At 67.8% G+C, this 19250-nt stretch carries 20 protein-coding genes; 11 read left to right on the top strand and 9 right to left on the bottom strand.

What is annotated here, in order from left to right:
- Positions 1–9: 9 nt before the first annotated feature.
- The 3 genes from GSQ87_RS11130 to GSQ87_RS11140 form a co-directional block, all read right to left on the bottom strand.
- Positions 10–654, bottom strand: a complete 645-nt coding sequence (locus tag GSQ87_RS11130; protein WP_158915506.1) for a hypothetical protein — start codon at positions 652–654, stop codon at positions 10–12.
- A 131-nt stretch (positions 655–785) separates the two neighbouring features.
- Complete coding sequence (locus tag GSQ87_RS11135; RefSeq protein ID WP_158915507.1) at positions 786–1169, bottom strand: ATP-binding protein; 384 nt, start codon at positions 1167–1169, stop codon at positions 786–788.
- Between the two features lie 108 nt (positions 1170–1277).
- Positions 1278–1889: an FMN-dependent NADH-azoreductase gene (locus tag GSQ87_RS11140; protein WP_158915508.1), complete on the bottom strand. Its 612-nt coding sequence runs from the start codon at positions 1887–1889 to the stop codon at positions 1278–1280.
- Between the two features lie 42 nt (positions 1890–1931).
- On the opposite strand from GSQ87_RS11140, the gene GSQ87_RS11145 reads away from it, so the two are divergent.
- Complete coding sequence (locus GSQ87_RS11145) at positions 1932–2399, top strand: helix-turn-helix domain-containing protein (protein ID WP_254062886.1); 468 nt, start codon at positions 1932–1934, stop codon at positions 2397–2399.
- 230 nt (positions 2400–2629) lie between these two features.
- Positions 2630–3043, top strand: a complete 414-nt coding sequence (locus GSQ87_RS11150) for a hypothetical protein (protein WP_158915510.1) — start codon at positions 2630–2632, stop codon at positions 3041–3043.
- A gap of 13 nt (positions 3044–3056) precedes the next feature.
- On the opposite strand, the gene GSQ87_RS11155 is transcribed toward GSQ87_RS11150, so the two are convergent.
- From GSQ87_RS11155 to GSQ87_RS11170, 4 genes are all read right to left on the bottom strand, one after another.
- Positions 3057–4622, bottom strand: coding sequence for an efflux transporter outer membrane subunit (locus GSQ87_RS11155; RefSeq protein WP_158915511.1), 1566 nt, complete (start codon positions 4620–4622; stop codon positions 3057–3059).
- Complete coding sequence (locus GSQ87_RS11160; protein ID WP_158915512.1) at positions 4622–6241, bottom strand: DHA2 family efflux MFS transporter permease subunit; 1620 nt, start codon at positions 6239–6241, stop codon at positions 4622–4624. Before GSQ87_RS11160 ends, GSQ87_RS11155 begins: the two co-directional genes overlap by 1 nt.
- A 2-nt stretch (positions 6242–6243) precedes the next feature.
- Positions 6244–7485 carry an HlyD family secretion protein gene (locus GSQ87_RS11165; protein ID WP_158915513.1) on the bottom strand — a complete coding sequence of 414 codons (1242 nt, stop codon included), beginning with the start codon at positions 7483–7485 and terminating at the stop codon, positions 6244–6246.
- Positions 7486–7613: 128 nt separating this feature from the next.
- A complete protein-coding gene (locus GSQ87_RS11170) occupies positions 7614–8036 on the bottom strand; it encodes a VOC family protein (protein WP_158915514.1) in 423 nt (140 codons plus the stop codon).
- 141 nt (positions 8037–8177) lie between these two features.
- Here GSQ87_RS11170 and GSQ87_RS11175 point away from each other — a divergent pair, with 141 nt between their 5' ends.
- The 3 genes from GSQ87_RS11175 to GSQ87_RS11185 all read left to right on the top strand — a co-directional run bounded on the left by GSQ87_RS11175 (position 8178) and on the right by GSQ87_RS11185 (position 11839).
- A complete protein-coding gene (locus tag GSQ87_RS11175) occupies positions 8178–9245 on the top strand; it encodes a nitronate monooxygenase family protein (RefSeq protein ID WP_158915515.1) in 1068 nt (355 codons plus the stop codon).
- A gap of 72 nt (positions 9246–9317) precedes the next feature.
- Positions 9318–11075: a monovalent cation:proton antiporter-2 (CPA2) family protein gene (locus GSQ87_RS11180; RefSeq protein WP_158915516.1), complete on the top strand. Its 1758-nt coding sequence runs from the start codon at positions 9318–9320 to the stop codon at positions 11073–11075.
- An 83-nt stretch (positions 11076–11158) separates the two neighbouring features.
- Positions 11159–11839 carry a DUF6134 family protein gene (locus GSQ87_RS11185; RefSeq protein ID WP_158915517.1) on the top strand — a complete coding sequence of 227 codons (681 nt, stop codon included), beginning with the start codon at positions 11159–11161 and terminating at the stop codon, positions 11837–11839.
- Here GSQ87_RS11185 and GSQ87_RS11190 read toward each other — a convergent pair.
- Complete coding sequence (locus tag GSQ87_RS11190; RefSeq protein ID WP_158915518.1) at positions 11812–12621, bottom strand: DUF1365 domain-containing protein; 810 nt, start codon at positions 12619–12621, stop codon at positions 11812–11814. The two genes, GSQ87_RS11185 and GSQ87_RS11190, sit on opposite strands and share 28 nt — an antisense overlap.
- Positions 12618–13976, bottom strand: coding sequence for an NAD(P)/FAD-dependent oxidoreductase (locus GSQ87_RS11195; RefSeq protein WP_158915519.1), 1359 nt, complete (start codon positions 13974–13976; stop codon positions 12618–12620). Before GSQ87_RS11195 ends, GSQ87_RS11190 begins: the two co-directional genes overlap by 4 nt.
- 149 nt (positions 13977–14125) lie before the next feature.
- Here GSQ87_RS11195 and GSQ87_RS11200 point away from each other — a divergent pair, with 149 nt between their 5' ends.
- The 6 genes from GSQ87_RS11200 (at position 14126) to GSQ87_RS11225 (ending at position 19231) form a co-directional block, all read left to right on the top strand.
- Positions 14126–15028 (top strand): alpha/beta hydrolase, encoded by a 903-nt coding sequence (locus GSQ87_RS11200; RefSeq protein WP_254062887.1) that lies wholly within the window; start codon positions 14126–14128, stop codon positions 15026–15028.
- Complete coding sequence (locus tag GSQ87_RS11205; RefSeq protein WP_158915520.1) at positions 15025–15825, top strand: DUF1295 domain-containing protein; 801 nt, start codon at positions 15025–15027, stop codon at positions 15823–15825. The genes GSQ87_RS11200 and GSQ87_RS11205 overlap by 4 nt, the downstream gene beginning before the upstream one ends.
- Complete coding sequence (locus GSQ87_RS11210; RefSeq protein WP_158915521.1) at positions 15822–16853, top strand: cyclopropane-fatty-acyl-phospholipid synthase family protein; 1032 nt, start codon at positions 15822–15824, stop codon at positions 16851–16853. Before GSQ87_RS11205 ends, GSQ87_RS11210 begins: the two co-directional genes overlap by 4 nt.
- A 23-nt stretch (positions 16854–16876) precedes the next feature.
- Positions 16877–17290 (top strand): DUF2177 family protein, encoded by a 414-nt coding sequence (locus GSQ87_RS11215; protein WP_158915522.1) that lies wholly within the window; start codon positions 16877–16879, stop codon positions 17288–17290.
- A 4-nt stretch (positions 17291–17294) separates the two neighbouring features.
- Positions 17295–18527 (top strand): cyclopropane-fatty-acyl-phospholipid synthase family protein, encoded by a 1233-nt coding sequence (locus tag GSQ87_RS11220; protein ID WP_158915523.1) that lies wholly within the window; start codon positions 17295–17297, stop codon positions 18525–18527.
- A 212-nt stretch (positions 18528–18739) separates the two neighbouring features.
- On the top strand, positions 18740–19231 hold the full coding sequence (locus GSQ87_RS11225; RefSeq protein ID WP_216839229.1) for a VOC family protein: 492 nt from the start codon (positions 18740–18742) through the stop codon (positions 19229–19231).
- Positions 19232–19250 lie beyond the last annotated feature (19 nt).

Below are 19250 nucleotides of genomic sequence, written 5' to 3' on the forward strand. Positions count from 1 at the left end.
GCGCCTCGGTCACCGCAGGCCCAGAGTCACGAGGGGCTGGAAGAACAGGTGCACGCTGGTGCAGGCGATCTCGTTGCTCTGGAAACCGTGACGCCAGTACAGCCAGCTCCAGACCATGCCCGGTGCGAAATAGCGCAGACCGTCGTGCAGGACGGCCAGAGGCGTCAGCGGCGCGAGGGACGTCACGTTTACCCAAACGTTGATCGCCTGCGATAGGGCGAAACCGGTCCAGTACGCGCCAGCGGCGGGACATCCATCGGACGCCTTCCACACGCCGCCGATCACCCAGACCAGGAGCGAGCCCAGGAACAGCCGGTACATGATGTTCTCGTTGAACGCCCGGAGGATGTACTCGATCAGGCGCGGCGCCAGCGGCGATGAAGCCATGGACTGGGCGTAGTTCGCATGCAGCGAGGAGCGCATAAGCCAGTCGGACAAGGCGCACGCCAAGGCCACGGCGGTCGCGACAAGCACCGGCGTGAGTAGCGGTCTCTTCAAGCCGCGCGGTTCAAGACCCAGGCCGATGCGTCCACCGGCATACAGCCCGATCAACGCCAGCGCGATGATGGCCAAGGCGCGCAGCGCCGGGACACCAAGGGTCGCGACCCCGAACGCCAGATCGAAAGGCGCGAGCCACGCGATCGCGGCGGCCAAGCCGAGACCCGCGATCACTTTCCAGTTGGTGTCTCGCACAAAATGTCGGGACGGGACGGAGGAGGACATCGGCGGCTCGCGTTCGGCCCGCCCTTCTGGGTTGTAGACCTCTAATATGGCCTTTACGCCCTTTAGGCCCCCGGCAGCTCGACAAGACGGATCGCGCCCTCGGGACAGGCGACCACGCATAGGCCGCAGGCGAGGCAGAGATCGGCGTTGGGGGTGTAGGCGGTCTTCATCCCGTGAACCTTGACCTTGAGTCGGGCGACCCAAGGCAAAGCCCGGTAGTCCGGCTCGGCGATCCGCATGACCTCGAACACGTCGTAAGGACAGACTTCGACGCAATCGCCCTTCCCTTCGCATTTGCCGTGGTCGATCACGGGGGCGAAGGTGCGAGGCGGCGCCTTGCAGCCGGCGCCGGGCCGGTCTGGATGGTCAGCGGCCCGACGGACCTTGGCGGCGTTCGTGCGCTTCGAACTTGGCGCCGAACCCGAAGTCTCTCGCGAGCTGGACATACCGCCTCACAGTCGTGAGCTAAGACGCCGCGAAAACGGCGGCTTGTTCATGAGCGCGGTGGTGATGGTCTGTCCATCCCCGCCGCGCCCAAATACAGGGTGTATGTCCTACGCGGCGCGAAGTTCGGTCGCCGCTCGTAGCGCCGCCTCGACGGCCTTGCTGCGATGCTCGGGGCCCATCTGGATGCCTTCGGCGACGATGATCTCCAGATCGGCGACGCCGATGAAGCCGAACACCGTGCGCAGGTAGGTTTCCAGGTGCTCCGCCGCCGCTGCAGGCGCGCCGGGGCCGTAGAGACCGCCGCGCGAGATGGCGATGATCACACGCTTGCCGCCGGCCAACCCCTTCACGCCCTCGGGACCGTACTGGAAGGTCTTGCCCGGGATCAGGATGCAGTCGATCCAGGCCTTCAACTGGCTGGGGATGGTGAAGTTGTACATCGGCGCACCGATCACCACCACGTCGGCGGCGAGGAAGGCGTCGAGCGCGGATTGGCTGGCGGCCCGTTCGTCCTGGGCGCCGCCCATCGACGCCGCGATGGGGTGGTCGCTCGGCAGGTTGGAAAGCGACAGGTGCGCCAGCGGTTCGGCCGCCAGGTCGTGGGTCGAGACCTCAAGTCCCGGATTGGCCTGGCGCAAGCGGTCTACGACGGCGCCGGCGATCTGCCGGCTGACCGAATTCGCGCCGAGGATGCTGGTATCGATATGCAACAGTTTCATGGGAGACCGTCCTGGTACTGGTTTGTAACCAGGACTAAGTACGTGCCTGCCATCGCGCCGCAAGAAGGCACATTCCTGATACCGGAGCACACCCAGGTGACTACCGAGAGCCCGCTGATCGACCACACCGACTGCCGCAAGGTGAGCCAGATCCTGTCGCGGATCGGCGACAAGTGGAGTGTGCTCGTCGTCATGTTGCTGCGGGGCGGGCCACGTCGGTTCAACGAGATCAAGCGCATGGTCGGCGGCGTCTCCCAACGCATGCTGACCCTGACCCTCAGGGGCCTCGAGCGGGACGGCCTGGTCACCCGCACCATGTTCCCGACCATACCGCCGCGCGTGGACTATGAGCTGACCGATCTCGGCCGTTCGCTGTCGGAGCCGGTTCTGGCGCTCGGGTCGTGGGCGCAGGCCCATCTGGCGGAGATCGACGCCGCGAGAGAGCGGTTCGATCGGCGGGCCGAAGCCGATCCGTTCGTCGAAAACCGCAAAGCCACGCCTGCCGCATAAGCCGTCGCCCCCTTCCGGACGGCCCCCTTGATTTTGGTCGATGGTCTGACCAAGTGAGGGCTCGTCCAGTTCCTGGGCGTTTCTTCCCTATGAACTTACCCCGCTTCGGCGGGGTTTTTTCGTTCACGACCTCGGCGTCGCGCCTATGCAGACCCTAGCAAGACGCACACGTCCGAATATGTCGTATGGGCTGTGCATAACCATCTCGTCCTAAGCCGACGAGGATTCCCATGCCCGCCGCCCGCGCCCAGAGCCGTCGTTTCCCCACCAGCGCCCAACGCAATGCGCCCAGGCGTCAGATCATGACGCGGCCCGCGCCGCCCTCCGGCGACCTGATCAACGCGGTCATCCAATACGCGGACCTGATCAAGGACCTGGGCGGCAATCGCTCCCTGCTCCGCCTTAGCGCCCGGCGCATGGACGATGCGGTGATCTGCGAGGCCCTCGGCCGCGAAGCCTCCCGGCTCGGGGACGTCGCGGTGATCTGGGACGACGAGCAGGACCAGATCGTGCGGGTGCTGGACGCCGCCGCCGGCGACCTGATGGCGCCCACGAGCACAATGCAGCGGATGGAGCAGGGGGACCTGGAGCTGACCCCCGCCGCCCTCGCCTATCTCGCCGCCAGCCAGGGCCGCCTGCACTGAAGCGCCGACCGGTCTACGGAACCGAAAGGCCCGCAGGCGTCAGAAGCTTGCCCTCGTTCGCGCTCCAGCCGCCTCCGAGCGCCTTGTAGAGCGAGGTCAGGTCGGTGGCGATCTGCCCCTGGGCCTGGGTCAACTGATCACGCGCATTAAGAAGCGTCTGCTGGGCATTGAGAACGTTCAGGAAGGTGACCAGGCCAACACCATATTGTTGGCGCGCGATCAGCAGCGAATTCTCCGCCGCCGCCACCGAGGCCTTCTGCGCCACGATACGACGTTGGTCCGCCTGGTAACGCGAAAGCGCGTCCTCCACGTTCTGCAGCGCGCCCAGCACCGCCTTCTTGTAGGCGAAGTAGGCCTCGTCCTGTTCCGCCCGGGCGCTGCGGATGCCGGCGCGGACCCGCCCCCCCTGGAAGATCGGCCACTGGATCGCACCGACGCCGATGGAGGTGGCGCTATTGGCGTTGAACACGCCCTGGAAGGTGTTGCTGGCGAAGGGCGCGAGCGCCAGGATGTTGAACTTGGGATAGAGGTTGGCGACCTGCACGCCCACCTGGGCGGTGGAGGCGGCCAGCCGCCGCTCGGCCTCGCGGACATCGGGCCGCCGACGCAGCAGCTCCGACGGCAGGCCGACCGGAAGCTCCGCCGGCACGCCAGGCAACGCCTTGTCGCTGGGGACGGACAGTTGCGGCTCAAGCGCTTCCGGATTTTCGCCGAGCAGCACGCCGATGGCGTGGATACGCCCGCGCGCCTGGGCCTCCAGATCGGGGATGGAGGCGATGACGCCCTGGAGCTGGGCGTCCTGCTGGTTGACGTTCAGCCGAGTGACGAAACCCGTCTGGGCCTGCTGGTGGATGATCAGGAAGGTGTCTTTCTGGCGCGCCACCTCCTGCTCGGCGATGGCGATGCGGGCCTGCAGCGCGCGTAGGGTCAAGTAGTCGGTGGCGACCTCAGCGGTGAGCGAGACCTCCCCGTCGCGCTTGGCCCAGACGGCGGCCTCCGTGCTGGCGCGCGCCGCCTCCACGCCCCTGCGGGTCCCGCCGAACAGGTCCAGCTCCCAGGTGGCGTCGAAGGCGGCGGCGAAACTGTTGATGTGCGAAGGTGGGCCGCTTCCGGCCGCCGCTCCACCGCCGGCGGCCCCGCCTCCGAGGAGAGCGCCCAGCGGCGACGTGCTGGCGTTGTCGTTGATCCGGGCGACGCTGAAGCTCGAGCCCACGTGCGGCAGGCTGGCCGCCGCGGTCGTCGCCTCCTGCTCGCGCGCCTCGCGGATACGGGCGTAGTCGGTCTGGAGGTCGAGGTTGTCCTTCAGGGCGCGCGCGATCAGGTCGTCGAGCACCGGATCGCCGAACTGGGTCCACCAGGCGACGGTCTGCGCCTCGGGCGCTGGCGTGGATAGGGCCTGGCTGAGCGGGCTGCTCGTCCGATCGCCCGTGTCCTGATAGGCGGCCGGCGTCGGCAGGTCCGGCCGGTGGTAGTCGGGGCCGACCGCGCAGGCCGCGCACAGGGCCGCCAGCGACGCCACTGCGCCGATCATCGCCAGCCGAACGCCAGCCGATCCGCCCTTGCTTCCCCTGCGGTTCATCAATGCCCTGCTCCCGCCGGCGGCTTGGTCTTGCCCGGCCCTTGCATCAACAGCAGCAGCGGTAGGCATCCCAGGGTGATCAGCATCAGCACGTGGAAGGCGTCGATATAGGACAGCATGGCCGCCTGCTGGGTGAGCTTGCCATAGATTTGGCTGAGCGCCTGCTGCGGAGCGAACGCCGAGGGTTGGCCGTTGGCCTGCAAGGTCTGAGATATCTGGTTCAAGCCGTTGACGTAGCTGGGGTTCAGCGGGTTCAGGGTCTCGACGTAACGGGCCTGGTGGAACTGCTGGCGCTGGGCGGTCAGGGTCTGCACCATCGAAATCCCGATCGAGCCGCCGAGGTTTCGCATCACGTTCATCAAAGCCGAGGCCTGGTTGCTCTCCTCCGGCTTCAGCCCGACATAGGCGACCGCGGTGATCGGCACGAACATGAACGGCAGGCCGACCGCCTGGATCATCCGCGCCTTGGCCGCCGCCGCGAAGGATATCTGGGTGTCCAGGTGGCTCATGTTCCACAGGGCGAAGGACTGGACGATCAGCGAGAAGGCGATCAGCAGGCGCGGGTCGACCTTGTTGCCGAGGATGCCGGCCACCGGCATCATGATCATGATCGCCGCCCCGCCCGCCGTCAGCGCCAGCCCGGCGTCGGTGGCGGTGTAGCCCAGCACCTGCTGCAGTAGCTGGGGGATGAACTGGGTAGTGCCGAAGATCAGCAAGCCCACCACCATCAGCAGCAGCGAAGCCACCGCGAAATTGCGCTGGAAGAACAGCCTGATCTTCACCACCGGGTCCTTGCGGGTCAGCTCCCACGGGATGAAGGCGCAGAGCGACAGCACGCAGACCACCGATGTGATCTGGATCACCGGGCTGGAGAACCAGTCCAGCCGCTGGCCCCGGTCCAGCGTGATCTCCAGCGCGCCCAGGAACAGGGCGGCCAGCCCAAACCCGCCGAAATCGAACTTCAATCCCGCCTTGGTCAGCTTCTTGCGCTGTTCGACCAAAGCCTTGGGCTCGTCCACGAAAAGATGGACCAGGATCAGCGACAGGACGCCCACCGGGATGTTGATCAGAAACACCCAGTGCCAGTCGAAATTGTCGGTCAGCCAGCCGCCTAGTGTCGGCCCGATGGTCGGCCCCGCCACCACCACCACCCCGTAGGCGGCGAAGGCCAGCGAGCGCTTGGCCGGCGGGAAGGTGTCGACCAGCATCGACTGCTCCACCGGCGCCAGCCCGCCGCCGCCGATCCCCTGGAGGATGCGCGCCATGATCAGCACGGTCAGGTCCTGGGAGATGCCGCACAGGAACGAGGCGAAGGTGAACAGGAAGACCGAGAACATGTAGTAGCGCTTGCGCCCCACCACGTCGGCCAGCCAGCCGCTGATCGGCGTGATCGCCGCCTGGGCGACCAGGAAGGTGGTCAGCACCCAGGTGGCCTCGTCGTAGCTCGACCCCGTGGAGCCAGCGATATGGTCGAGCGCGACGTTGGCGATGGAGCTGTCCAGCGTCGTCATGAAGGTGGCGATCGAGATCACCGACAGGATCGCCCAGGGATTGCGCCCCCCGGCGACCGAACGGGCGGGGGTCCAGCCGCCTGACGCCGCTGCGCCGGCCTCGGCCACGCCTAGCGGACCCGGACCTTGGGATCGACCGACAGGCCGGGTCCAAGAGGGCAGTCGCGCGGGAAGCTGTCGATCAGAATCTTGACCGGCACCCGCTGCACCACCTTGACGAAGTTGCCGGTGGCGTTCTCGGGCGGAAGCAGGCCGAAGGCCTGGCCGGAACCGCGTTGGATGGAGTCCACATGGCCGGTGATCCGGGCGCGCGGACAGGCATCCACCTTGATCGCCACCGACTGTCCGGCCCGCATCAGGTCGAGCTGGGTCTCCTTGAAGTTGGCGGTGACCCAGATTCGCAGGGGCACGATGGCCATGATCTGCGCGCCCGCGTTCAGGTAGTTGCCAACCTGCACCGAGCTCTGGGCCACCGTGCCGTTCACCGAGGCCTCGACGCCGGTGTAGCTGAGGTTCAACTGGGCCGAGCGGATGGTCGCCTCGGCGTTCTTCTTCTGCGCCTGCCCGGCGGCGATCTGGGCCATAGCCGTCTTGCCCTGGGCCAGGGCGGCCCGGATCTGGCTCTGTGCGCCCTGAGCCTGACGCGCGGCGGCGTCGCGCTGGGCGGCGGTGCTGTGGGCCTGGGCCTCGGACTGGTCGAGCTGCTGCTGCGATACGGCCGAGGCGTTCACGCCTTTCAGCGTCAGGTAACGGGTGTAGTCGCGCGCCGCATTGGTGGCCTGGGCCTGATCGCCGGTCACCATGGCCAGGTTCTGCGCATAGGTGGCCTGGGCGGTCTTCACCTGGGCGTCGGCCTGGGCGAGCTGGGCCTGGGCCTGGGCGATCTGGGCGTCAGCCTGGGCGTCGCTGGCGCGCGCCTGGTCGAGGCTGGCCTCCTGGTCGCGCGGATCGATCTCGATCAACTTCTGGCCGACGCGGACGATCTGGTTGTCGTCCACCAGCACCTTGCTCACGCGACCGGAGATACGCGGCGCGACGCGGACGATATGGGTGTCGATGAAGGCGTCGTCGGTCGACTGGAAATTGCGGGCGTGCAGCCAATAGAGGAAGATCAGGACGATCAGCGCGATCCCGACCACGATCAGGACGACCAAGGTCACCGGACGCTGAAGCAGCCCTTTTTTCGGCTTCTCCTTATCGTCCTTATGCTCGCCGCCCTTATCGTCGCCACCCTTGTCCGAGCCCTCGCCCGAAGCGTTGGCGTCGTAGCTTCGCGGGTCCTTGGGGCCCGCGTCGGCGTCGTCGCCTTTGGCCTTGTCGTCCGTCGCCATCCGCCCCCGTCGCGCAGACACGCGCCGATCCAGCGGAAGGCCGTTCGACGTCTTGCTGGCGACTGAACGTTATGTCAGCGCTGGCGTTCCCAGGCCGCCGCATTTCAGCCCACCGACGCCGACACCGGTCTCCGAACGGCCCAGCGCCTTCAGCCGTTGTCGGACATGGCCGTCATGGTCGTGACGTCCATCCACATCACTTCCCAGATGTGGCCGTCCATGTCCTCGAAGCTGCGGCCGTACATGAAGTCATACTGCTGCTTGGGACACGGATCGAGCTTGCCGCCCGCCGCGTCCGCCTTGGCGACCAGGGCGTCGACCTCCTCGCGGGTCTCGACCGAGATGCAGATCAGCACCTCGCTGCTGGTCCTGGCGTCGACGATCGTCTTGGGGGTGAACTCGCGGTACTTGTCATGGGTCAGCAGCATGACGTGGATGATATCGGAAAAGACGATGCACGACGCGGTGTCATCACTGAATTGTGGGTTCTTCGACGCGCCCAGGGCCTCGTAAAAGGCGGTCGCGCGGCCGAGGTCCACGACGGGCAGGTTCACGAATATCAGATTGGACATTTCCGTTTCCTCCAAGCCTTGTTCAAGTAGAAGATCACACTAGGACCAAGCCTACAGCCGGACGATGACAAGCGTTAACCACGCGTCGAACGGATCGAAGAACGTGATACGCGCCCAGGCCGCCCAACAGGAACGCTGTCGATGAACGCCTTTCTACAGCGTCTGGCCATCGAGTCGCCGATCGTGCAGGCGCCGATGGCCGGTACGTCCACCCCGGCCTTGGCGGCCGCCGTGTGCGAGGCCGGCGCGCTGGGCTCCATCGCGCTGGGCGCGACCAACGCCGAAGGTGGAAGGACCATGATCGAGGCGGTTCGGGTGGCGACCGATCGGGCCTTCAACGTCAATCTGTTCTGCCACGCCCCGGCGACGCCCGATCCAGACCGTGAAGCCGCCTGGCTCGCCCGGCTGGCGCCCGCCTTCGCCGCGTTCGGCGTCAAGCCTCCGCCCGCGCTGCACGAGATCTATCGGAGCTTCGTCACCGACGACGCCATGCTCGCCATGCTGGTCGAGACCCGGCCGCGCGTGGTCAGTTTCCACTTCGGCCTGCCGTCGCCCGAACGCATCGCCGCCCTGCGTGGGGCCGGCGCCCTTCTCCTCGCGTCCGCCACCAGCCTGGACGAGGCCCAATCCGCCGTCCGCGCGGGCGTGGACGCGATCGTCGCCCAGGGCTTCGAAGCCGGAGGGCACAGAGGCGTGTTCGATCCCGCCGCCCCCGACGACCGGCTCGGAACCTTCGCGCTCACCCGTCTGCTGGTGAAGGCTTTGGACGTGCCGGTCATCGCCGCCGGCGGGATCATGGATGGCGCGGGGATCGCCGCCGTCTTGGCGCTCGGCGCGAGCGCGGCCCAGCTTGGCACCGCCTTCGTCGGCTGCCCGGAATCCGGCGCGGACGCCGCCTATCGCGCGGCCCTGTTCGGTCCTGGCGCTCGGCATACGACCATGACCTCGGCGATCTCCGGCCGGCCGGCGCGTTGTCTGGCGAATCGGATCACAGCCCTGGGCGAAACCCTGCGCGATACGCCCACTCCCGCCTATCCGATCGCCTATGACGCCGGAAAGGCGCTGAACGCCGCTGCGAAAGCCAAGGGCGACGGCGAGTACGGCGCACAGTGGGCCGGCCAGGGCGCGCCGCTCGCACGGTCCCTGCCCGCAGCGGAACTTGTCGTCGTGCTAGGCGCCGAGACGACGGCGGCCCTGTCCAAGATCTGAGGCGCGGCGGCGGACGCCCAGTTCGCCCCCGCCGAGTTGGCCCACGCGGCCATCCATGCGAGCTTGGCCTTCATGCTCGTCACCCTCGTCGCCCTGTTGGCCGCAGCGGTGCTGCTCGTGTCCCTGTCCAGGCGGCTAGGGGTCGGCAGCATCCTAGGCTACCTGCTGGCGGGCGTGCTGATCGGGCCGTCGGGACTGAGGGTCGTCACCGACGTCGACAGCATTTCCGAGATCAGCGAGCTCGGCGTGCTGATGCTGCTGTTCATCATCGGCCTCGAACTGCGCCTGCCGCGCATCTGGGCCATGCGCCGCGCCGTGTTCGGCCTGGGCGGGGCGCAGATGGCTGTAACCGGCGCCGTGTTGACGCTGATCGCGCACGCGGCCGGCGCGCCTTGGAACGCAGCGTTGATCCTGGGCGCGGGCCTCGCACTGTCGTCCACCGCCATCGTCCTGCCGATGCTGGGCGAGCGCCAGCTGCTGTCGCTGATGTCGGGGCGCGACGCCTTCGCTGTGCTGCTGTTCCAAGACATCGCCTCGGTGCCGCTGGTGGCGCTGACGCCCCTGCTCGCCGGCCAGCACAGCCATGGGCCGATCTGGCTGGCCGTGCTGAAGGCCGCGGGCGGCGTGGCGGTGATCCTGGTCGGCGGACGCTTCGTGCTACGCCCGGTGTTCGCCGCCATCGGCGGGGCCAAGACGCGGGAGCTGTTCACCGCCACCGCCCTGCTGGTGGTCACCGGCGCGGCGGCGATCGCGGGCGCGGCGGGCCTGCCGCTGTCGCTGGGCGCCTTCGCCGCCGGGGTGATCTTGGCGGAGAGCGAATATCGCCATGAACTGCAGGCCGACGTGGAGCCGTTCGAGGGCCTGCTGCTCGGCTTTTTCTTCATGTCGGTAGGGATGTCGGCCAATATCGGCCTGGCGATCCGCGAGCCGGTCAACATCCTGATCGGCGTGGTGGTGCTGCTGACGGTGAAGATCGTCATCGCCTTCGGGCTCGGCCGCATCCGGGGTCAGATCATGCCGACGGCGGTGCGCTTCGCCCTCGCCCTGCCCCAGGGCAGTGAGTTCGGCTTCGTGCTGTTCGGCGCGGCGGTGGGGGTGGGCGCGCTCGGCCATCCGACGGCGGATCGGACCACCCTGGTGGTGGCGCTGTCGATGCTGATCAGCCCGGTGCTGTTCGCCCTGTCGGAGCGCTTCCTGATCCCCGGCCTGCTGAAGAAGACGCCCAAGCAAACGACGGACGTGCGCAACGTCGCGCCGGCGCCGGTGGTGATCTGCGGCTTCGGCCGCTTCGGGCAGATCGTGGGGCGGGTGCTGGTGGCGCGCGGGATCGCCTTCAACGCCCTGGACGCGGAGGCCGAAAACATCGATCTGGTGCGCCGCTTCGGCCACATCGCCTACTATGGCGACGCCACGCGGCTCGACCTGCTGCGTGCGGTGGGGGCCGACACCGCCAAGGTGATCGTGCTGGCCCTGCCCGATCCCGCCCAGGTGCTCAAGATCGCCGAACTGGCCCGCGAGCACTTCCCTCAGGCCAAGGTGCTGGCCCGCGCCCGCAACCGGCGCCACGCCCACCTGCTGATGGACCTGGGCGTCAACGCCCTGGTGCGCGAGACCTTCTTCTCCAGCCTACGGCTAACGGAACTGGTGCTCCGCAGCCTCGACTTCAGCGAGGCCGAGGCGCGCCGGACGGTGGCCACGTTCCGCGAACGGGACGAACAGATGCTGATCAACCAGCACGCCTTCTACGACGACGAGAAGCAATTGATGCAGACGGCGACCCAGGCGGCGGACGAGCTGCGGGCCCTGTTCGAGGCCGATACATCGACCTGACACGGCCGATACCTGAGCTCGTAACATCCGCTTCACCCCTGCGCCCGTAGCTGGCGGTGTCGGCAGCCGAGCGGGAATGACGAATGGGTGAGCTTCTCAGGACGACGCGACGCGGGCTGTTGGGCGCGGGCCTTTGCGTGCTGACACCCGCCTGGGCGCTCGCCCAATCCAACGGGACGGGGGCCACCGGCATGACGGGGCGCCGGCTGAGCTTCGACATCTGGCGCAACCGCCAGAACATCGGCAGGCACACGGTGGAGTTCCGGGGCGGCGATCAGGACCTCGTCGTCGCCGTCGAGGCGCTCATGCTGGTCAAGCTCGGGCCGATCCCGGTGTTCCACTATCACCACCAGGCGACGGAGACCTGGCGTGGCGGCCGTTTCGCCCGCCTGGAGACCAGCACCGTGGCCAACGGCAAGCACGACCAGGTCACAGCGATCCGCACCGCGAGCGGAGTGAGCATCTCTACTGGCGCGGGCCGCACCGTGACCGCCTCGGCCGACACGCACCCCCTGACGCACTGGAACGCAGCCGTGCTCGAAGCGCCCCTGTTCAACCCCCAGACCGGCGCCCTGATCCACGAGCGGGTCTCGCGCAGCGATGGACACGTCGAGCTGGCCGATGGCCGGGCGGTCGCGGCCACGCGCTACGCGCTCGACGGCGATGCGGAGCTGGTGGACTGGTACGACGCCCAGGGCGTGTGGACCGCGCTACGCGGCAAGGCGCCGGACGGCTCCTACCTGGAATATCGCCGCTCGGCCTGAACCGGCTCGGCCACGCCCAGGCTGACGGGCGCCTCGGGCGCGGGCGGCCCAGCCCGCAGGCCGATACCCTTCAGCAGGATTTTCACGCCTTCCCAATGGATGACCGCGATCACCTTCAGGGTGAGCAGGGGATGGGCCAGCCAGGCCTTCACCAGCTCGCGATCCGAGAGTTCACGACGGCGGCCGAAGAAGTTGGCGGTCAGGATCAGGCCCTCGGCGTCGACCGCGTCGATCACCACGCTGAGCTTGTCGCCCGGCGGCTGGATGCGGAAATCGTAGCGCAACGCCATGTCCAGGAAGGGCGAGACGTGCAGCCGTTTCTCGGCGCTCTGGCGGATCGTCCCCGAGGCGCCCGCGACAGCCGGGATCAGATAGCTGTGCCGCTCGCCGAAGGTGGAGCTGACTTCGTAGAGGATGGCGTGAAGTTCGCCGTTGTGCCGATAGCAGAAGTAGATGCTGAGCGGGTTGAACACATAGCCCAGCATGCGCGGCAGGCAGAGCAGCCGGATCGGGCCGCCGCCGATCGACAGCCCCGCCGCATCCAGATGGCCCTCGACCTGGGTGCGAAGCGGCGTCGGCGACCCATCGCCGTAGTCGCGGGGGTGGAAACTCAGCAGGTTGAAGCGGTTCAGCGAGAACCAGCGCAGCCGCCTCGCCAGAGCCGGCGCCTCGTCCAGGTCCAGCAGCAGCATGAACATGCGATAGCGCAGCGCGTGCCGCCGAGGCCGCAGCCGCGCATGTCCGACCTGGCCGACATAGAGGGCCGAGGCCGGCGCGTTCACGCCGTCAGTTCCTGCATCTGGGCCAGAACAGGCTCCAGATGGATGCGCCCGGACTCGTCGGCGACCCGCCACGGCCGGCGCACGCCGCCCAGTTGCTCGGCCACCGCCAGCCCGGACTGCAGGCCGTCCTCGTGGAACCCAGCCCCGAAGTGGGCGCCGCAGAACCAGACGCCGCCGTGGCCCTGCAGCGACCAGAGCCGCTTCTGCGCATCCAGCGCCGCGGTGTCGAACAGGGGATGGTCGTAGTCGAAGCGGCCGAGCACGGTCTCGGGTCTGGGCGGGCGGCAGGGGTTGAGGGTGACGAACAGGTCGCGCTGCCTGGGCAGACCCTGGAGCTCGTTCATCCAGTAGGTGACGCAGAAACTGTCGGCGTCATCGCGCCGGCCGAGATGGTTCCAGGCCGACCAGGCCACGCGCCGGCGCGGCATCAGCGAGGGATCGGCGTGCAGCGCCGCCAGGTTCTGGCTGTAGCGGAAAGCGCCGAGCACCGTGCGCTCGTCCGAGCTGGGATCGCCGAGCATGCGCAGGGCCTGGTCGGCATGGGTGGCGATCACCACCCGGTCGTATCGTTCCTCGATCCCGTTCGCGTCGCGCACCAGCACGCCCGAAACCGTCCGGCGGATCTGGCTGACCGGCGCCTCAGTGCGGATGCGGCCGGTGAAGCCGCTGGCGAGCTTGCGGACATAGACGCGCGAGCCGCCCGCCACCGTGCGCCATTGCGGACGGCTGGTGAGCTTGAGCAGGCCGTGGTTCTCGAAGAAGCGGATCAGGGCCTGGGCGGGATAATCCCGCGCGGCCACCGCCGAGGTGGACCAGATGGCGCCGATCTGGGGCAGCAGGTGGTCGTCCTGGAAGGCCCGGCCGTAGCCGCCCTGGTCCAGCAGCTCGCCCAGGGTGATGAGGGCTGTGTCCGGCGCCGCCAGGATAGACGGCGCGGTGCGGTAGAAGCGCACCAGGTCCTTCATCATCGACCAGAACCGCGGCCGCAGCAGGTTCGCGGGCTGGGCCAGCATCGCCAGCGGGTGCTTGCTGCCGTATTCCAGCGCCCCGTCGTCCAGCGATACGCCGAACGACATCTCGGCCGCCCTGGTCTCGACCCTGAGGTGGCGGAACATCGCGGTCAGGTTGGGATAGTTGGCCTCGTTGTAGACGATGAAGCCGGTGTCGACCGGGGTGGGTCCCTCGGCGCCGACGACATCGACGGTGTTGGCGTGACCGCCCAAACGCTGAGCCGCCTCGTAGATCGTGACCTCGTGGCGCTGGTCGAGCAGCCAGGCGCAGGATAGGCCCGAAATCCCCGATCCGATCACGGCGACCTTCAGCGGCGCAGGTCCTGGAGCATTCGCAGCCGCCATTGTCGTCTCCAAGTCACGGCGGCTCAGTCCCGCCTTAAAGCGATATACGAAAGCAGCGGAAATCCAGATGCGGAGTTCATCCACATGGACGTTCCGCGCGTAACTGCATTTCGAAGCGAGAGACTTGCTGCGTGAAGGTTGGAGAGCCGTTGAGGACCGCTTCGTCACATATCGCCCGGACCTGGATCGCCTTGACGGCCATGGCCGGTGCGCTCACCGCCTGTTCCAGCGTCGCCATCCTGAACGCCATCGAGCCCAAGGGCGGCGTCGCCATCACCCGCGACCTCGCCTACGCCCAGGGTCCGCGCGGCGGCCTGGACATCTATCGGCCGAACAGCGCCTTGGGATCGGCGCCGGTGGTGGTGTTCATCTATGGCGGCGGCTGGGACGAGGGCCGCAAGGCCGACTACACCTTCGTGGGCGCGGCGCTCGCCGCCCAGGGTTTCGTCACCGTGATCCCGGACTACCGCATCTTCCCCGAGGTCCGCTGGCCCACCTTCCTGCAGGACAACGCCCAGGCCGTGGCGTGGGTGAAGCTGCATGCGCGCGAATACGGCGGCGATCCGAACAAGCTGTTCCTGATGGGGCATTCGGCCGGCGCCTACAACGCCGCCATGCTGGCGCTCGACCGGCGGTGGCTGGGCGCGGTCGGAATGGAGCCTCGGCGCGACCTGCGCGGCGTGGTGGGGCTGGCCGGACCCTACGACTTCCTGCCCCTGCGCAGCAACGAACTCAGGACCATCTTCGGTCCGGTGGATCAACGACCCGCGACCCAGCCGATCAATTATGTGGACGGCCATAATCCGCCGCTGTTCCTGGCTACCGACACCGCCGACAAGGTGGTGAAGCCCGCCAACACCACCCGCCTCGCCGCCAAGGTCCGCGCCGAAGGCGGTCCGGTGGAGGAGAGATACTACCAGGGCCTGAACCACGCCCTGGTCGTGGGCGCCATCGCGGCGCCGTTGCGTTTCCTCGCCCCCGTGTTGAAGGACGCCACGCGGTTCATCCGCTCCCACGCCGACGACACCGTCGCCACGACGCCGGCGGCATGACTCTGCTCCTGTTCTGCGTGCTCGCGGGGATGACTGTGATCATGGCCACCGCCTGGGCCTATCAGCGCCTGGCGCGCAACAGCGGCTGGACCGACGTGTTCTGGACCTACGGTACGGGCGGCATCTGCGCGCTGGCCGCCCTGGCGCCGTTCGGCCAGAACGAACTCCCCAGCTGGCGGCAAGCCTTGGTGGCGGCCCTTGTCGCGATCTGGGCGCTGCGGCTCGGGACCTATGTCGCCGTGCGCGTCTCCGGCGGGGCGGAGGATGCACGTTATGCGGCGTTGAAAAGCGAATGGGGCGACGTCTTCCAACGGCGCATGTTCGGCCTGGCTATCGTGCAGGCGCCCGCGACCACCCTGTTGAGCCTCTCCGTGCTGCTGGCGGCGCGCAGGCCCGACCCCGGCCTGATGGCCAGCGACCTGATCGGCGCCGCCATCCTCGTCTGCGCCATCGCCGGCGAGACGCTCGCCGATCGCCAGATGAAGGCCTTCAAGGCCGACCCCGCCAACACGGGAAAGGTATGCGACGCCGGGCTTTGGGGCTGGTCGCGCCATCCCAACTACCTGTTCGAGGCCCTGGGCTGGATCGCCTACCCGGTGATCGCGATCGCCCCCGCCCATCCCTGGAGCTGGACATCGGTGATTGCGCCTTTGGTGATGTTCGGCATCCTTCGGTTCGGTACAGGCGTACCTCCCCTGGAAGCCGCGATGGTCCGCTCGAAAGGCGACGCCTATCGCCGTTACCAAGCCCGGGTCAGCACCTTCCTGCCCCGACCGCCAAAGGACGCCGTCAAATGAGCGCCATCTCCACCGCGATCAGCACTTTCGAGGGCGCGCCCGTGCCCGACGTCCTGCGCCGTGCGGTCGTGCGGGCGCTGGTGGGCAATGCGCGCCGCAACCTGTCCATCACCGAACCCGGCGTCGACGCCGCGTTCGCCGAGGCCATGACGAAACGTCCGATCGCCGAGCATGTGCAAGCCGCCAACGATCAGCACTACGAACTGCCGGCCGCCTTCTTCCAGCGCGTGCTGGGACCGCGTCTGAAGTACTCCTCCTGCCTGTTCCCGACCGGCCGCGAGACCTTGGAAACGGCCGAGGTCGCCGCCCTTGCCGAGACCTGCGCCCATGCCGACCTGCGCGACGGGCAGGACGTGCTGGAGCTCGGCTGCGGCTGGGGTTCGCTCAGCCTGTGGATGGCGCAGACCTATCCCAAGTCCAGGATCGTCAGCGTGTCCAACTCCGCCTCCCAGCGGCGGTTCATCGAAGGCGAGGCCCGGGCGCGCGGCCTAGTCAACCTGACGGTCGTGACCGCCGACATGAACGACTTCGCCACCGACCTGCGGTTCGACCGGATGGTCTCGGTGGAGATGTTCGAGCACATGGCCAACTGGCGTGCCCTGCTCGGCCGGGTCCGCGGCTGGCTGAGGCCAGACGGCCAGCTGTTCCTGCACGTGTTCAGCCATCGCACCACACCCTATCGGTTCGACGTCACCGACCCGGCGGACTGGATCGCCCAACACTTCTTCACCGGCGGGGTGATGCCCAGCCACGGTCTGATCCGCGAGTTCGGCGACCTGTTCACGCTGGAATCCGGCTGGCGCTGGAGCGGCGCGCACTATGCCCACACGGCCGAGGCGTGGCTCGCCAACTACGACCGCCACGCCGAGGAGATCGGCGCGATCCTGCGCCAGGTCTACGGCGCGGACGCCAAGCTCTGGAGCCGGCGCTGGCGGCTGTTCTTCCTGGCCACCGCCGGCCTGTTCGGACACGCGGACGGCGGCGAGTGGGGCGTCAGTCACTATCGCCTGAGCCCCGTGCGGTCTTGAGGCGGAGGCGGACGGAAACCCCCATGGTCAAACTCGTCGTCGCCTATGTCGCCACCGGGGTGGTGTTCCTGCTGCTGGACGGAAGCTGGCTCGCGCTGGTGGGGCCGCGCCTGTATCGGCCCGACTTGAACGCCCTGCTCGCCGACAAGATCAGGATCGGGCCAGCGATCGCCTTCTACCTGCTGTACGTGGCGGGCCTGGGCTACTTCTGCGTCCAGCCAGGCCTGGACGATGGCTGGCGCAAGGCGTTGGGCTCGGGCCTGGTTCTGGGCCTGGTCGCCTACGGCGCCTACGACCTGACCTGCCACGCGGTCATGCGCGTCTGGTCGCTGAAGGTGACGCTGGCCGATCTCGCCTGGGGCGGCTTCGCCAGCGCCGTCGCCTCGGCCGCCGGGGTGGGAATCACCCGCGCCATCGCCCCGCAGATCGGCGCCTAATCCCATGAGCAGCCTGTCCGCCATACCCAACGCCTCGATCCGCCCCGCCTTCGGCCGCAGACGGTCCTTCAGCTTCAACACCCTGGTGTCGGCGCTGGGCCGCTGCTGGGGCATGGGGTCGCTGACCATGGTCGGCCCCAACGGACGCGCGCACCGTATTGAAGGGGCGTCGCCCGGACTGGACGCCCGGATCGAGGTCCACGACGCCCGTTTCGTCCGCCGCGTGCTCGCCTCCGGCGACATCGGCTTCGCCGACAGCTTCATCGCCGGCGAATGGGACAGCCCCGACCTCGCCAAGCTGCTGACCGCGTTTTCGGCCAACTACGACCACATGGCGCGCCTGCTCGGCGGCAATCCGGCGGTGCGTTTGGTGAACGCGGTGGCCCATGCGCTGAACCGCAACAGCCGCTCGGGCTCGCGCCGCAACATCCACGCCCACTACGACCTGGGCGACGACTTCTATCGTCTCTGGCTCGATGCGGGGATGAACTACTCCTCCGCCCTGTTCACCCAGCCGGGCCAGAGCCTCGCCGCCGCCCAGCGCAACAAGCACGCCGCCCTGGCCGAGGCCATGGACCTGAAGCCGGGCCAGAGCCTGCTCGAGATCGGCTGCGGCTGGGGCGACTTCGCCCGCTTCGCCGCCGTGGAATACGGCGCCAACGTCACCGCCGTCACCGTCTCGCGCGCCCAGCACGACTTCGCCGCCCACCGGATGCAGGCCGAAGGCTTGTCCGACCGCGTCACGCTGAAGCTGTGCGACTACCGCGACATCCAGGGCCAGTTCGACCGGATCGCCTCGATCGAGATGTTCGAGGCGGTGGGCGTGGCCTACTGGCCGGTCTACTTCGACCGCGTGCGCGACCTGCTGACGCCCACCGGTCGCGCCGCACTACAGATCATCACCATCCAGGACACCCTGTTCGAAGACTATCGGCGCCGGCCGGACTTCATCCAGCTGCACATCTTCCCGGGCGGCATGCTGCCCAGCGAGACGCGCCTGCGCCAGGAGACCGACCGCGCCGGCCTGCAATGGGCCAATATCCGCCGCTTCGGCCAGGACTACGCCGACACCCTGGCCGAATGGGCGCGGCTCTATCGCGCGCAAGCGGGCGAGATCCATGCGCAAGGGTTCGACGTCCGCTTCGACCGGCTGTGGCGCTATTACCTCGCCTATTGCGAGGCGGGCTTCCGCACGGAACGCACCGACGTGATCCAGCTCGGCCTGACCAAGGGCTGAACCAGCCCGTTGGACGTTGAAGCGGAGACGGAGCGCCGGCCGCGCAAGTCGGCGTCCTCGCCCGGTTATGGCGATCTAGGGCGTATACCCATGATCCAGGTCGTGCCCGCGTCTGGGCGAACCGCGATGACGGGTTTCGACCCCTTGCGGACTCCGAACCCACTCTTGTCGCGCACCGACCATCGCGTAAGCTCTGTCACTGGGGAAACTTCGTGGCCGCCGTGCGGCTGCCGAGCTTGGGGCGCGCAATGAAGCTGCGACACGTTCTTGCTCTAGCTCTGATCAGCGGGGCATTTTTCTCCACAGCGCCAGCGTCGGCGCAACCCCCCGGTCATGTCACAGGGATCGGGGGCGTCATCGTCAGAAGCAAAGACCCGAAGGCTCTGTCTGCTTGGTACCGCGATGTCCTCGGCCTGGAGATCAAGCCCTGGGGCGGAGCGAAGCTGTCCTATGCAGCGCCAGGTCACCCACCGGTGGCGGTCTGGTCGCCGCTGCCCCAGAACAGCGATGAAATGACACCCTCGACCCGCGACTTCATGCTGAACTTGGCCGTTGACGATATGGACCTGTTCATCGCCCGGCTGACCGCAAAGGGGGTGCCCATCCTCAAGCGCGACCAGGACGCGCTTGGCAAGTACGCCTGGGTGCTCGATCCAGATGGAACCAAGATCGAGTTCTGGCAGCCGACGTCGGCAGGTCAGTAAAAGTACAAGTTTCGCATCT

This window comes from Caulobacter sp. S45, from assembly GCF_009765965.1.
Taxonomy (GTDB): domain Bacteria; phylum Pseudomonadota; class Alphaproteobacteria; order Caulobacterales; family Caulobacteraceae; genus CAHJWH01.